Source organism: Telmatobacter bradus, from assembly GCF_048629425.1.
GTDB classification, from domain to species: domain Bacteria; phylum Acidobacteriota; class Terriglobia; order Terriglobales; family Acidobacteriaceae; genus Telmatobacter; species Telmatobacter bradus.
The window spans coordinates 1,832,338-1,845,601 of the sequence record NZ_CP184532.1; the positions used below are offsets into that span (position 1 = coordinate 1,832,338).

The window sequence follows — 13,264 nt, forward strand, 5'->3', positions numbered from 1 at the left end:
AACAAAGGCGTGGCGAGGGGCACCCGAAGTTTCACTGGATTCTTTTATTCCCCGCTGATTCCTCAGCAATTATGCTGAAGTACATGAAAGCTTCCCGTCTTTCCCGTGTTTCCAGCGTGCTTTGCCTTGCCCTGCTTGGCGGTGTTGCTGCCACCAGCCTTGTGGCCCAGCCCGATAAGCCTCCCGCTGCGCCCGACAAGCCCGCAGCCGACAACAAACCGGCATTTCCGCCGCTGCCCGCCGAGGCGCATACCGCGCAGTCGATCCAGTTGAACGGCAAAGCTCTGCACTACACCGTGACTGTGGGCGCGCTTCCCGTGCGCGACAAGGACGGCAAGGAAGCCGGTCAGGTGGTGGTGACGGCCTATACCGTCGAGGGCGAAAACCGTCCCGTCACCTTCGCGCTGAATGGCGGACCGGGCGCGTCGAGCGTATATCTGAACCTGGGCGCCATCGGCCCCAAGCACATGAACGCCGGCAATGACGGCGACAGCCCGTCGGATGCGCCGGTGATGACCGACAATCCGGGCACATGGCTGGACTTTACCGATCTGGTTTTCATCGATCCCGTCGGCACCGGCTTCAGCCGCGCCACGGTTCCCGAGGATCAGGCCAAAAAACTGTTTTTCTCCACCAACGCCGACATCGACTACCTGTCGCGGGTGATCTATGACTGGCTGGTGAAGAACGGCCGCATGGGATCGCGCAAATATTATGTGGGCGAAAGCTATGGCGGTTTCCGTGGTCCGCGCATTACATACACGCTGCAGTCGGAGCTGGGTGTGGCGCTGAATGGCGTGGTGCTGGTTTCGCCGTATCTGAATCCCTTCGCCTATGAAGAGGGCGATCTGTCGCCGCTGCCGTGGATGCTCTCCCTGCCGTCGATTACGGCGGCCAATCTGGAGCGCAAGGGCAAGCTGACCCCCGAGGCAATGGCCGACGTGGTGGCCTACACCCGTGGCGAGTACGCGACCACCCTGCTGAAGGGCCGCAGCGATCAGCCTGCCACCGACAAGATGATTGCCCGTGTGACGGAAATGACGGGGCTCGATCCGGCCTTTGTGAAGTACTCAGGCGGACGCATCGACACGGAGGCGTACCTGCGTGAGGTGCATCGCGAAGAGGGCAAGCTGGGCTCGGTCTACGACTCCAACGTGACGGCCGTCGATCCGTTTCCGTTCTCTCCCGACCAGCGCTCCAGCGATCCGATGCTGGCCAGCATTGTGGCTCCGTTGACCACCGCCATGGTGGACTTTGTGACCCGCACGGTGGGCTGGAAGGTAGATGCCCGCTACAACGCGCTCAGCTATGATGTGAACCGCATGTGGGATCGTGGCGAGGCGGAACGCGAGGGCTCGGTTCCGGAGCTGCGCAAGGCCGTTTCGGCCGACCCCAAGCTGCGGGTGCTGATTGTGCATGGATGGAATGACCTGTCGTGCCCGTTCATGAGCTCGATTCTGAGCGTGGATCAGATGCCGGTGATGGGCGACCCGAGCCGCGTTGCGGTGCGCGAGTACTCCGGCGGCCACATGTTCTATACCCGCGAAGCCAGCCGCCTGGCCCTGCGCAAGGACGTGCAGGAGATGTACGAGAAGCACTAAAAGCAGCTGCTAGCTTCCAGCCTCTGGCTTTCAGCTGTCAGTAAAAACGAAAGGCCATGCGGGACGAAGACGTCGCGCATGGCCTTTTTGGGGCGTATGTGGTGCTTTACTCGCAGCCTTTTTTACAGCGGGCCATGATGGCCGAGTGCAGGCGGTCGCGCAGGCTTGAGGGCAATTCGTACAGTTGGTTAGAGCGATAGATTTCAATCGTCTTGCGCGTGGTGTTGTAGACCACCTCGCAGTGGCTGCAGTCGCGCAAATGTGTTTCCAGTTCGGCTCGCGTATTGCTCGTGACCGTGTTGTCAATCAGATCATCGAGGCGGGCCATAAACTCCGTGCAGGTCATTGCTCAACCTCCGCATCGGATTGACCCTCAGACTTGTGCCCCATCGTAGCTTTCCCCTTTTTATGGCGGAAGTAGCGGCTAAGCCGCTCACGCAACTGAAGACGCGCTCGCAAAAGCCGCGATTTGACCGCCGGCACGCTCAGGCCGAGTGCCTCGGCGGTGTCTTCGGTCGAAAGGCCCTGTACGTCGCGCAACTCGAAGACGATGCGGAAGCCCGGAGGCAGTCCCTTGATCGTTTTTTCGAGAATGCCAGCCAGCTCAGACTGCGAGTAGTTTTGCTCCGGGTCGGGGGACCAGTCGGCAACATCGCGTGGCACCGAACCATCTTCGGTCTCCACGTCCTCGTCGATTGAAACCATCTTGCCGGTACGCCGCTTGCGCAGCCGCATCAGGCTTTCGTTCACCGTGATCCGGACCAACCACGTGTAAAACTTCGAGTTTCCCTGGAACTGATCCAGCTTTTCGAAGGCCTTGAGGAAGGCGTCCTGCATCACATCCTCGGCGTCTTCGCGGTTTTGCGTCACGTGCTGCGCAATCCGGAAGATCTGGCGTTCGTACTTGCGGACCAGCGTGTCATAGGCCGAGATGTCTCCGCTGCGTACCTGTGCTACCAGGGCCACGTCGGGGTGTTGCTCGATCTCGCCTTCTACGGATTGGATGGTCGTCATTGGAGTTGGTTGCGAAAAATCCTCGCCTTTCTTCAAAGCTGGAATTTCGGGGTTAACCAGATTGTAAATGAGGGGAGCTGACTGCACCAAACCAAATCGGAATCCTCGGGCCGGTGTTTGAGGGGATGGGCATGCGAGGTTACAGCGTTGGTTCCTCAGGGCAGCCGTCTGCACGCAAAGCGGGCTAAAGTGGAAATATGAAGTCCTTTTCGGTGTTGCAACGCTCTGTTTCCTTGTCGATTCATGCCGTATGGTTGATCTGTCTTCTTCTGCCGCTGGTGGTGCCGTCCATCAGCATGGCGGCGGTGCAGGACGATGCGACGGGCCAGCCGCAAACGGCAAAACATGCGAAGAAAAGCGCGGCAAAAAAGAAGGCGAAGAGTGCCGCGAGCAGCGAGAAGGATTCTGCGGCACCGGCCAAGGGCGCGAGTAAGGCCGCGAGTAAGACCGCGAACAAGACCGGGAGCAAGGCTGCGCCGAAAGATGAACCTTCCGCGAAGGGAAAGCACGCGCCCAAAGAGGCGTCTGCAGAGAAAACAAAGACGGAGGAAGACGCGCGCAATACCGCGCCCGTCAGGGGGAAAGCCGCAGGCAGAGGCCGAAGGAGCCACAAGCCGGTGAGTCGTCACGCGCCTGCCAGCAAAGAGGTGCGCACAGCGCAGACGGCAGCGATTCGCAAGGCGTTTACAGCTTCTGCCGAGTTGCGGCCGATGGCCCAGCAACTGGCCACGTTGCGCACGCCGGAGGGCTATGCAGGCGTGGCAGCCTATGCCCGCAACCACACGGGCGATGCGGCAGCGGCGGCCTATCTGGCGCTGGGCAATGCCTATCTGCTGGACCGGCGCTTTGCCGAGGCCGAATCAAATCTGCGGCAGAGTAAAGAAGCTGGCAGCCAGCTAGCCGATTATGTAGATTTTTTGAGCGCGCAGGCCGCGCATGCGGCAGGCAATAACGAGGCAGCCGAGGCATTGTTGCACGGCTTTACCGAGCGCTACCCCGACAGCATCTTTGCCGCTGAAACCCCTGAGCTGGAGGCCAATGTGCTGCTGGCGCTGAACAATGCCACGGCGGCGCAGAAGGTGCTCTCCGATGCGCATGGTCTGGCGGCCGAAGATCGTACCGGCTTTCAGCTGGCCAGTGCCGAAGTGGCCTATGCGCTGGGGCAGCGGGATGAGGCGGAACGGCTCTACAAACAGATTTTGATCACGCATCCGCTCTCCGGCGAGACGCAGTCGGCGCGCACACGGCTGGCGCAGTTGGGTGTGGAGTCGAGTTTGAGCGTGGCTGAGCGGCGCAGTTTGGCTGATGCCTACTTCAACGGTAAGCGCTTTGGCGATGCGGCGGAGCAGTACCGCCTGCTGGCTCGCTCGCCGGAAGTGGGCGATGCGGAGCGCAACCTTTTTCTGGCGACGGCAGCCGAATGCGACTGGAAGCTGAAGCGGCTGAACCGCACCGAGGCCGAGGCGCTGGCCAACAGCGATGACGATGCCGGTGCTCTGCGCATGTATTTGCTGATGGAGCTGGCCCGCGACCGCGAGAGCGAGAACGATCAGCACCAGATTGTGGCGGAGATGGAGACGCGTTTTCCGCGCAGTTCGTGGCTGGCCGAGGCCTTGTTTTCGAGCGGCAACATGTACCTGCTCAAGCGCGATTATCCTTCGGCCATCGAGTATTACAGCACCATGGCGGAGCGCTTTCCGAATGCCAAAAACGGTTCGCTGGCCCACTGGAAGGCAGCCTGGCTGAGCTACCGGCAAGGGCTTTTCGACGAGGCTGCCAAGCTGATGGAAGCGCAGATCCGGCTCTATCCCTCGGCTCCTGAGACGGTATCGGCGCTTTACTGGCGCGGTCGTTTGTATGAACTGCGGGATCATAATCCGGCGCAGGCGGCGGCGAATTATCGCGCCCTGTTGCGCAGCTATCCGCACTACTTTTATGCGCAGATGGCCCGTCAGCGGCTGGAGGCGCTGGGCAATCAGCCTGCGGCCAGTGATGCGAAGCTGGACGGCTTTCAGCCGCACCAGGAGCCGAATCTGATTGAAAGCTTTCCCGAGGCCAGTCCGCACCTGGCCAAGGCGCGGCTGCTGGCCAATGCTGGCCTGAACGATTACGTGGCGCGCGAGATCAATGCCGATCCTGACTTTGCCAATATGGGCGATCTGGCAGCAGCGCGCATCTACGCCTCCTATGGGGAGACCTTCCGCGCCCTGCGCATGGCCAAGCGGGCGCTTTCCTACTCGGCCTCGGCTTCCATGCAGTCGATTCCGCTGGCTTACTGGCAGATTCTCTATCCGCAACCCTACTGGGCCACGATCAAGGCTGAAGCCGCCAAGAAGAATCTGGACCCCTATCTTGTGGCCTCGCTGATCCGCCAGGAGTCGGAGTTCAGCCCTTCCGTGATCTCCTATGCCAACGCCTATGGTCTGATGCAGTTGCTGCCCACGACCGGCAAGATGATGGCCCGCGAGGAGGGCATTGGCGCAGTGCAGCCCTATCAACTGCTGGATCCGGAGACCAACATCAAGCTGGGCACGCGCTACCTGCACCAGTTGCTGGAGAAATTCGGCGGGGTGCAGGAGTACGCGCTGGCCGCCTACAACGCCGGCGATGGGCGCGTAGTGGATTGGGAGGCCGCCGGACCCTATCGCGGCATGGACGAGTTTGTGGAGTCGATTCCGTTCACCCAGACCCGCGAATATGTTGAGGCGATTCTGCGTAACGAGGAGATGTACCGGTTGGTGGATGCGATGGCCAACGGTCGTCTCCAGCCCAATTCGGAAGAGACACATTAATCCTGTGTTTCACGCTGCAATTTGGCCCGGTTTTTGATTGACATGCAGGGCCGAAGCGGAAAACACTGTCAGAGAGCATGGTTCTTCCCATGTTCGCCATTCGCAGCCTGCTGTTGTTCGACCCTGCCGGAAGTTTCGGCAAGGAAGCATCACCCATGGAGGGCACGATGTCAGCCGACTTGCAGTTTCTGGGAGAATGGATTCCCGAAAGAATGGACCCTGGCACAATCTTTGTTTTAGAGAATCAGGCCAAGATGGGGCAGGAGCAGAATCCGTACGTTGCGGTGATGTCCTGTCCGCGTTGTGGCACCATGGGCCTGATTACGCGGCGGCAGATCAACGGTGCTGAGGCGATGATCTGTGGCGGCGATGAGTGCTCGGCCGAGTTTCAACTGGATGGAGAACGCATCTGCTTTCGAGCCGCGCAATAGCTCCGCATGAGAACTGCGGACGATTCCAGTAGCTGTTTTGTAGAAAACCCCGAATTTCTCCTGCGTCTGACACAGGAGAAATTCGGGGTTTGTTTTTTGAGTCACCCCACTGGGGCGATGCGATGGGTCAAAGCTGTTTTTTGCAGGATTTCACAGCGCCCCTCGGGGGCGCTCCATCTCTCAGAGGCAGCAAACCCCGGGTTTCCCCTTCGACTTCGCTCAGGGTCCACCCGGGGTTATTTTCGCTTTACCCCTCCCGGGGTGAAAAATGATCGGTACGACCATCGCCGTGAACGTCAACAGCCCCTAAGAAGGCGGGCCACAGCGGAAGACGTGCTCTAAAGCCTCAGGCGCAGCCGGTTACTGCATCTTGGCGGCCACGGCCACCGGATTCCAGTGGTCGGTGCCGGCCAAAAAGTTCTGCGGTTCAAAGCTCTTGGCTTCGGCAGCGGTCAGCTTGTGCGCCCACGGAACGCGGCCTGCCGGATCGGCTCCCGCGCCGGTGTTCTCGTACTCACCGTAGAAGATGTTCTTGGTGTCCTTGTCCCAGTCGTTCCAGCCACGTGGATCAATCGCGGCGGGCAGATCGGTGTGGATGAAGACGGTCAGCGCATAGGGACGCCAGGCGCGGCCCAACAGGATCTTGCGGGGATCGTTGCCACTGTCGGCCGTCACACGGGAGTTCAGAATCACGTAGCCGGTTTTCTGCTGCGGACTGGTGCGGGCCTGGGCGGTCAAAAAGCCGCCGCGCGTGGAGTGAATCTCGCTCTTGTCAAAGACCGCGGCGGCATTGCCGAAGATGAAGTCCACGGCGCCCTCGATGTAGGAGTCCACATAGTACTGGCGGCCGTACTCGGCATAGACCGTGTCTTGAAAGCCGATGAAGCGGCAATGCTTGAAGATGGCGCGGTCGGCGGTGACGGTAATGGCCAGCGCCTGTCCGGTATTGCCCGCGGCGTTCTCAAAGGTCAGATTGTCGGCCTGGAAGTCTTCGGCCAGAATCTCCGCCGTCTCGCTGAAGAAGGTGCTCTGCGCTGTTTTGACGTTCTGCGCGGCGGTAATTACCACCTTGGAAGGATCGCTGCCCATGCCCAGCAGCGTGGTGCGCGGACGGAAGTTGGAAACACTGATGCGCTCACTGTAGGTGCCGGGGGCAATATGAATGTAAAGGCGGTCGCCCGGGGCCACGTCCGGCGCATGATCGAGCGCGTTCTGGATGGTAGGAAAGTGGAAGCTGTCGCTCGCGCTCATTTTGTATTGCGGCGAAACCTGTACGTGAACATCCTCAGCCTGACCGGCGGCAACACCTGCCACTGCCAGACCCAACAGAACGGTAGAAAGACGCATTTTCATGGCATGTACTCCAGGATATTTATTTTAAACGCACAAAATTGCCCTCGGCTGTGGCCTGCTTCACCGCTGGAGCAGAGAGACGGAGCGCCCTGGAGGGGCGCAGCGAAATCCTGCGGAAAACAGTATTGATCCACTGCATCGCACCGCCCCTCCGGGGCGGATTTCTATGCCTGCAAGCCTACCCAGGGTTCCCCCTTCGACTTCGCTCAGGGTCCACCACCCTGGGCTATTTTCGTTCTGCCCCTTGCGGGGCATTCCGCAGGCCTGTGCCTTTTATGCTGAAGTGACTCAATGTGCTTTTTCATGCGGGAAGTTGAAAGCTCATTCCGCGATTCAAGCACAGAATCCAATTTTCGATACAGCTTAGTGCAGATGTAGCCGCCAGAGCGTGTAGCTAATCATCTCGTGGGTGATGCGGCTGAACTGGACAGTGTCACCGCCCACCAGCACACTGGGGCGGGGCGAGGTGAGCACGTTCAGCCCTTCGGCCTGGCAGAGGTCGTGGATGCGGAAGAGGTGGGTGCCGTCGCTGACGATGATCAGCCGCCGCAGAGCGTTGGCGCGGGCAATCACGGCCACGCGCTCGGCGGACTCCTCGGTGTTGCGGCTCTCGGTTTCGGCAATAATGGCGTCTTCTGGAACGCCTGCACCCATCAGGTAGCTCCGTCCCACCGAGCCTTCGCTGTGGTCGTCGCCACCGTTGCCACCGAGCGTAATCACGAGCGGAGCCAGATTGCGATGGTAGAGCGCCAGGGCATGGTCCAGACGGGCACGCAAGACGGGCGAGGGGTGACCGTCGTATTCAGCCGCGCCAAAGACCACAATGGCGTCGGCGGGGGCAGCTTCATCGTGGGTGGCGTAGTGCTGGATTTGGCCGTAGACCCAGTGGCCCCAGGCGAACGTGAGCACTGTCGCAGCCAGCCCCAAGGCCAGCGCGACACCCAGCAGCAACCTGCGCACACAGGGATGCAAACGGCTCATGGGCTCCATCTTAACTCTAAGACTATAAAAACGCAGTGTATTGTGGAAGGCTATTTTAAAGCAATGCTCTTATGCTCGTGGAGTTACTGAGCCTGTTCCATGTGCCATTTCTTGAGAAAAACGGCACTCAACCGCTGTGGCTCACGCTACACCGAGAGGAGAGATGTTCCAGAGCATCTCTCCTGATGCTGTGAAGTGGCAAAAGTCTTGCCGGGTTGCCGCTCCCTGGGGGTCGCGTCAACGATGCAGCATCGACTCGCTCTATACCTTCAGGAGAGATGCTCTAGCGTTCCAGCACCATGACAATTTCGTGGGTGGGAATGGCTCCCTCGCGCACAATCTCCCAGCGCGTTGGCCCCAGAGACAGGTCGACGATGGTGGTGGGCTGAGCCCGGCCGGTCGGTCCGCCGTCGATGATGAGCGGAATGCGGTCGCCGATCTGGTCGCGCACGGCTCCGGCATGGGTACACTCGGGCGCACCCTGCAGATTGGCCGAGGTGGCGGTGATGGGCAACCCGAAGCGCTCAACCACGGCGCGGGAAATGGCCGCATCGGGGACGCGCAGGGCCACGTTGCCGGTGTTGGCGGTGGAGCGCAGCGGCAGTTTTGAGCCGGCCCGCACAATGATGGTCAACGGACCGGGCCAGAACTTTTCCGCCAGCTTGTCGAGCCGTGGATCGCTGTCGCGGGCCAGCGTATAGGCCTGGGCCAGACTGGCAATCAGCAGAGAAAGCGGCTTGTGCTTCTGGCGCGTTTTGATCTGGTAGATTTGTTCGACCGCATGCAGATTCACCGGGTCCACGGCCAGACCGTAGAACGTGTCGGTGGGCAGTGCGACAACATCACCCTTCTGCAGGCAGGAGACGATATAGTCGATCCGGTCCGGCTGGGGTTCATCGGGATGGACGCGTAAAATCTCCGCGGACAAAAAGAGCTACCTCGGTATGGATGTGAGACGCTTTAAGTTCGGAAACTATCATAGCCCCTTTCTTGGTGCAAGTCCGGACTTGCACCAGAGCCCATTCCAGGGAGGGTATTCTTCCCGCACAGGGAATTTTTCTTGCCGATAGGCTGTCGCGGGATTCCGCCGGTTTCGTAGGCGGAGGCGGATTCGCACAGGCCGCTTTTTGCCAGAAAGCTTAAAATGAAGCTGGCAGGACAGGAAAAACAGTGAAGACGCGCAGCATTGAAAGCAAACAGAATCCGCGGCTCAAGCAGCTGCGCCGGGCGCTTACGCATCCGGCCCAACGGCCGGGCGAACTGGCTGGCATTGAGGGGCCGAATCTGGTGGAAGAGGCCCTGCACGCAGGCTTGCGTGTCGATTCCATCTTTGTTGCCGATGGCCATGAAGCTCTGCTGGAGCCTCTGCCGCTGGACCCGGAGACGGAAGTGCTGTTGCTGGACCGCGCCCTGCTGAACTCGGCGCTGACCACAGAAGCTCCGCAGCCGATTGCCGCGCTGGTAGAGCCGCCCTTTTTTGGCTGGGAAGATCTGCTGCCTGCGGGCAAAACGCCGTTGCTGCTGGTGCTGGCCGGTGTGCAAGACCCCGGCAATCTGGGCACGATTCTGCGTTCGGCCGAGGCCTTTGGCGCCACCGGCGTGGTGGCTTTGCCGGGAACCGTCAGCCCCTGGAACACCAAGTCGATTCGCGCTTCCGCAGGCAGTTTCTTCCGTCTGCCGTTTTTGACCTGCTCCGTAGTGGAATGCTTTGCCAAGTTGAATGCTGCTGGTGTGCACATCTGGACGACCGACGTGCGGGAGGCGCAGCCCGCGCCTGCTGCCGATCTGGCCCAGCCCACCGCCATCCTGATTGGCAACGAGGGCAACGGTGTGCCTGCCGCGATTGCCGCCCGCGCCCATGCGGCGCTCACCATTCCGTGCCCCGGACCGGTGGAGAGCCTGAACGCCGCCGTGGCGGCCAGCATCCTGCTCTACGAAGCCAGTTGCCAGCGCGCCACAGGCAAAAAGAAGGGCGCGCGATGAACCTCTTCGACGATCCCTCCGCAGAACCGCAGAACTCCTCTAAAATTTTGTCCCGCGCAGTGGCAGCCCCGCTGGCGGAGCGCATGCGGCCCCGCACCCTCGACGAGATGAGCGGGCAGGAGCATCTGGTGGGGCCCGGCAAGCCGCTGCGGGTGCAGATCGAGCAGGATGATGCCAGCTCGATGATCTTCTGGGGTCCTCCCGGGGTGGGCAAAACCACCCTCGCCAAGATTGTGGCCGAGCATACCCAGGCCAGTTTCATCGAGTTTTCAGCCGTCATCAGCGGCATGAAAGAGATCAAGCAGGTGATGGTGGATGCGGCCCGCGCGGCGGAGATGAGTTCGCGCACCATCCTGTTCATTGATGAAATTCACCGCTTCAACAAGGCCCAGCAGGATGCGTTTCTGCCTTACGTGGAGCGCGGCACTATCCGCTTGATCGGCGCCACCACGGAGAATCCCAGTTTTGAGATCATCTCCGCGCTGCTCTCCCGCTGCCGGGTTTATGTGCTTCAGCCTTTGAGCGAGGAGCAGATTGTCGGGCTGCTGCAGCATGCGCTGGTGGACGAGGAACGCGGTTTGGGCGCGATGAAGCTGGAGGCGGAAGACGAGGTTCTGCAGATCATCGCCAGCTACTCCAGCGGCGATTGCCGTTCGGCCTACAACACGCTGGAGGTGGCGGCCAAGCTGGCTTCGGCTACCCAGCGCCCGCTCAACCTGGAAGTGGCTGCCGAGGCCGTGCAGCAGCGCGTGTTGCAGTACGACAAACAGGGCGAGGAGCACTACAACCTGATTTCGGCGCTGCACAAGAGCGTGCGCAACTCCGACCCCGACGCCGCGCTCTACTGGCTGGGCCGCATGTTTGCCGCGGGCGAAGACCCCATGTACCTGGCCCGACGCGTGGTGCGCATGGCCTTTGAAGACATTGGACTGGCTGCGCCCGAGGCCCTGAACCTCTGCCTGAGCGCCAAGCAGGCGATGGAATTTCTGGGCCCGCCGGAGGGCGATCTGGCGCTGGCTCAGGCGGTCGTCTACCTCTGCCTTGCGCCCAAGTCGAACTCGGTTTATACGGCCTTCAATCAGGTGCGCTCCGATGTGGAACACAGCCGCCAGGAGCCGGTGCCGCTGCATCTGCGCAACGCTCCCACCAAGCTGATGAAGGAACTGGGCTACCACAAGGGCTACCGCTATGCCCACGACGAGGAAGACAAGATCTCCGACATGCAGTGCCTGCCCGACGCGCTCCGGAATCGCGTTTACTACCAGCCCACGCAGGAGGGTAGGGAAAAGCAGCTCGCCCAGCGCTTCGAAGAGATTAAGCGCATTAAGACGGCCAAGCACGGCGGGTGATAAAGAAAAGGAATGTTTTCAGGAGGGAGTATGCGGAAGAGCAAACCGATTTCCGTCGAAGAGCGAAACAATTCCAACTTCTTGCCTGAGGAGTTGAATCAAGGGGGACAGTCCGTTGCTGAACTGGAAGCTTGGCGCGCGCAGACCGCCAAGACTCTAACATTCGATCAGAGTGTAGCGGCAACAGGTCTTACGGATGAGCAAGTGAACCGCTTGGTGCATGAACTTCGCGGAAGAAGTTGAATCCTGAGTGGTAGGATTTTTGGACTGTAGCTGGGGTGCAGGCAGTACGAAAGTTTTCTGCATGCGGGCAAGTGTCCATTTTTGCGACAGAAAACTGTCCAGAAACAAGACAGACTGCTATTTTCTGCATCATTCCAGCGAAGATTCTCCACAGGTGTGCGGGAACGAGACAGCAAGTGTCGCTAAACAGGGCAGAAGTGTACTTTGTTGCGACAGTCGCTCAAGTTTTTAGTTTTCCACAATGCGGTAGGTTCGTGCCCCTCCTGTACGACCGCACCCCACTGCTATAGGCTGGTAACGGCATGAGTGTTTGTTCAATTTGCGATGGCGTCGGCTTGGTGCGGGTGATGGATGAGGCAGGCAGGTGGGTTTCGCGGCCCTGCCAGTGTCAGTTGCAGCAGCGTGAGGAGCGCCGTTTCCGTTCGGCTCGCATTCCTGAGCGTTGCCGCTACTATTCTTTGGACGGCTACGATCCGAGTTTTCCCGGGGCTGATCCGTCGCTAGCCAAGGCGCACCTGACTGCCCGCCGCTTTGTCGAGGAGTATCCGCACGACACGGGCGGCAAGGGGCTGCTGTTTGTGGGCTCGATTGGCGTGGGAAAAACCCATCTGGCAGTGGGTGTGCTGCGTCGCCTGATTCAGGACAAGGGCGTGCGCGGCCTCTTCTGCGACTATCGGGAGCTGCTCAAAAACATCCAGAACAGCTACAACCCGCAGGTGCATACCACCGAACTGGAGCTGCTGAAGCCGGTTTTTGCCGCCGAAGTGCTGGTGATTGACGATCTGGGAGCGCAGAAGCCCAACGAATGGGTCTGGGATACGGTGGCTCTGATCCTGAATACCCGGTACAACGACCGGCAGACTACCATCATCACCACCAACTATGCCGACTTGCCTGCCGGCAACGGCAATATGAACGACGCCCAGCGCTCGGCCCGGGAGCAGACGCTCGGTGACCGCATTGGCGACCGCATGCGTTCGCGTCTGGCGGAGATGTGCGTTCGCGTTGAGGTGACTGGCAAGGACTTCCGCCAGAGCGTCAAGCGTGCCAGCTTCGGTTGATTTTTCTGTTTTTGGGTGTTTCTGCGAGGGGCATCCAGTTTGAAGCAAAAAAAGGCGCGTGAAAGGGGGATCTTTCACGCGCCTGTCAGAGGATGGATTTCTTTGCTCATTGCTTCTTGTTTGTTGTTGGTTGGAACCGGATCGGACGGCATCCGGTCAGGGGAAGAGCGGACCTGAAATCTGGTGGTGAAGCTGCTGGTGAGTCGGGTGGACTGCTCTAGTAGGCCCAGAGGGAGAGCAGAAGGCCGATCATTGCGGCCAGCGTCAGTCCTTCATAGGCGAGCCCTGCCGAGGCCCGTGCTGGGCCCGGAACGGAAAGACCAGAGGAGAGAGTCTCGGGGGAAGTCTGCATCGTTTGCCTGCCTTTAAAGCCCATTGGGCCAATTCTGCAACGCTTACCTGGAGTACGTACTCGACGACGGTTTTGTTCTGTCTGCGTGGTTGATCAGCGTTCAA

The 13,264-nt window shown here is 60.1% G+C and carries 13 protein-coding genes; 7 read left to right on the plus strand and 6 right to left on the minus strand.

Annotated elements, in window-relative coordinates:
- Positions 1-83 precede the first annotated feature (83 nt).
- Positions 84-1,601, plus strand: a complete 1,518-nt coding sequence (locus tag ACOBR2_RS07870; RefSeq protein ID WP_420239472.1) for a S10 family peptidase — start codon at positions 84-86, stop codon at positions 1,599-1,601.
- A gap of 106 nt (positions 1,602-1,707) precedes the next feature.
- Here ACOBR2_RS07870 and ACOBR2_RS07875 read toward each other — a convergent pair whose 3' ends face one another.
- Both ACOBR2_RS07875 and ACOBR2_RS07880 read right to left on the minus strand, forming a co-directional pair.
- Positions 1,708-1,947, minus strand: coding sequence for an anti-sigma factor family protein (locus ACOBR2_RS07875; protein ID WP_420239473.1), 240 nt, complete (start codon positions 1,945-1,947; stop codon positions 1,708-1,710).
- Positions 1,944-2,615 carry a sigma-70 family RNA polymerase sigma factor gene (locus ACOBR2_RS07880; RefSeq protein WP_420239474.1) on the minus strand — a complete coding sequence of 224 codons (672 nt, stop codon included), beginning with the start codon at positions 2,613-2,615 and terminating at the stop codon, positions 1,944-1,946. The genes ACOBR2_RS07875 and ACOBR2_RS07880 overlap by 4 nt, the downstream gene beginning before the upstream one ends.
- A 197-nt stretch (positions 2,616-2,812) precedes the next feature.
- Between ACOBR2_RS07880 and ACOBR2_RS07885 the strand changes: the two genes are divergently transcribed.
- Both ACOBR2_RS07885 and ACOBR2_RS07890 read left to right on the plus strand, forming a co-directional pair.
- Positions 2,813-5,407 (plus strand): transglycosylase SLT domain-containing protein, encoded by a 2,595-nt coding sequence (locus ACOBR2_RS07885; protein WP_420239475.1) that lies wholly within the window; start codon positions 2,813-2,815, stop codon positions 5,405-5,407.
- A gap of 77 nt (positions 5,408-5,484) precedes the next feature.
- Entirely contained in the window at positions 5,485-5,838 is a 354-nt protein-coding gene (locus ACOBR2_RS07890; protein WP_420239476.1) for a hypothetical protein, read from the plus strand.
- A 360-nt stretch (positions 5,839-6,198) separates the two neighbouring features.
- Here ACOBR2_RS07890 and ACOBR2_RS07895 read toward each other — a convergent pair whose 3' ends face one another.
- The 3 genes from ACOBR2_RS07895 to ACOBR2_RS07905 form a co-directional block, all read right to left on the minus strand.
- Positions 6,199-7,191: a pectinesterase family protein gene (locus tag ACOBR2_RS07895; protein WP_420239477.1), complete on the minus strand. Its 993-nt coding sequence runs from the start codon at positions 7,189-7,191 to the stop codon at positions 6,199-6,201.
- A 363-nt stretch (positions 7,192-7,554) separates the two neighbouring features.
- Positions 7,555-8,172 (minus strand): YdcF family protein, encoded by a 618-nt coding sequence (locus tag ACOBR2_RS07900; protein WP_420239478.1) that lies wholly within the window; start codon positions 8,170-8,172, stop codon positions 7,555-7,557.
- Positions 8,173-8,455: 283 nt separating this feature from the next.
- Positions 8,456-9,100 (minus strand): L-threonylcarbamoyladenylate synthase, encoded by a 645-nt coding sequence (locus tag ACOBR2_RS07905; protein ID WP_420239479.1) that lies wholly within the window; start codon positions 9,098-9,100, stop codon positions 8,456-8,458.
- A gap of 242 nt (positions 9,101-9,342) precedes the next feature.
- Between ACOBR2_RS07905 and ACOBR2_RS07910 the strand changes: the two genes are divergently transcribed.
- The 4 genes from ACOBR2_RS07910 to ACOBR2_RS07925 all read left to right on the plus strand — a co-directional run bounded on the left by ACOBR2_RS07910 (position 9,343) and on the right by ACOBR2_RS07925 (position 12,808).
- Entirely contained in the window at positions 9,343-10,155 is an 813-nt protein-coding gene (locus tag ACOBR2_RS07910) for a TrmH family RNA methyltransferase (RefSeq protein WP_420239480.1), read from the plus strand.
- On the plus strand, positions 10,152-11,504 hold the full coding sequence (locus tag ACOBR2_RS07915; protein WP_420239481.1) for a replication-associated recombination protein A: 1,353 nt from the start codon (positions 10,152-10,154) through the stop codon (positions 11,502-11,504). Before ACOBR2_RS07910 ends, ACOBR2_RS07915 begins: the two co-directional genes overlap by 4 nt.
- Positions 11,505-11,534: 30 nt before the next feature.
- On the plus strand, positions 11,535-11,747 hold the full coding sequence (locus tag ACOBR2_RS07920; protein WP_420239482.1) for a hypothetical protein: 213 nt from the start codon (positions 11,535-11,537) through the stop codon (positions 11,745-11,747).
- A gap of 302 nt (positions 11,748-12,049) precedes the next feature.
- Positions 12,050-12,808: an ATP-binding protein gene (locus tag ACOBR2_RS07925; RefSeq protein WP_420239483.1), complete on the plus strand. Its 759-nt coding sequence runs from the start codon at positions 12,050-12,052 to the stop codon at positions 12,806-12,808.
- 217 nt (positions 12,809-13,025) lie between these two features.
- Here the strand turns inward: ACOBR2_RS07925 and ACOBR2_RS07930 are convergent, their stop codons facing one another.
- Positions 13,026-13,160: a hypothetical protein gene (locus tag ACOBR2_RS07930; RefSeq protein WP_420239484.1), complete on the minus strand. Its 135-nt coding sequence runs from the start codon at positions 13,158-13,160 to the stop codon at positions 13,026-13,028.
- Between the last annotated feature and the right edge of the window lie 104 nt (positions 13,161-13,264).

Excerpts from the sequence above, each read along its gene's own strand:
- ACOBR2_RS07870 (WP_420239472.1), top strand. The coding sequence starts at position 84 with ATGAAAGCTTCCCGTCTTTCCCGTGTTTCCAGCGTGCTTTGCCTTGCC.
- ACOBR2_RS07875 (WP_420239473.1), bottom strand. The coding sequence starts at position 1,947 with ATGACCTGCACGGAGTTTATGGCCCGCCTCGATGATCTGATTGACAAC.
- ACOBR2_RS07880 (WP_420239474.1), bottom strand. The coding sequence starts at position 2,615 with ATGACGACCATCCAATCCGTAGAAGGCGAGATCGAGCAACACCCCGAC.
- ACOBR2_RS07885 (WP_420239475.1), top strand. The coding sequence starts at position 2,813 with ATGAAGTCCTTTTCGGTGTTGCAACGCTCTGTTTCCTTGTCGATTCAT.
- ACOBR2_RS07890 (WP_420239476.1), top strand. The coding sequence starts at position 5,485 with ATGGTTCTTCCCATGTTCGCCATTCGCAGCCTGCTGTTGTTCGACCCT.
- ACOBR2_RS07895 (WP_420239477.1), bottom strand. The coding sequence starts at position 7,191 with ATGAAAATGCGTCTTTCTACCGTTCTGTTGGGTCTGGCAGTGGCAGGT.
- ACOBR2_RS07900 (WP_420239478.1), bottom strand. The coding sequence starts at position 8,172 with ATGAGCCGTTTGCATCCCTGTGTGCGCAGGTTGCTGCTGGGTGTCGCG.
- ACOBR2_RS07915 (WP_420239481.1), top strand. The coding sequence starts at position 10,152 with ATGAACCTCTTCGACGATCCCTCCGCAGAACCGCAGAACTCCTCTAAA.
- ACOBR2_RS07920 (WP_420239482.1), top strand. The coding sequence starts at position 11,535 with ATGCGGAAGAGCAAACCGATTTCCGTCGAAGAGCGAAACAATTCCAAC.
- ACOBR2_RS07925 (WP_420239483.1), top strand. The coding sequence starts at position 12,050 with ATGAGTGTTTGTTCAATTTGCGATGGCGTCGGCTTGGTGCGGGTGATG.
- ACOBR2_RS07930 (WP_420239484.1), bottom strand. The coding sequence starts at position 13,160 with ATGCAGACTTCCCCCGAGACTCTCTCCTCTGGTCTTTCCGTTCCGGGC.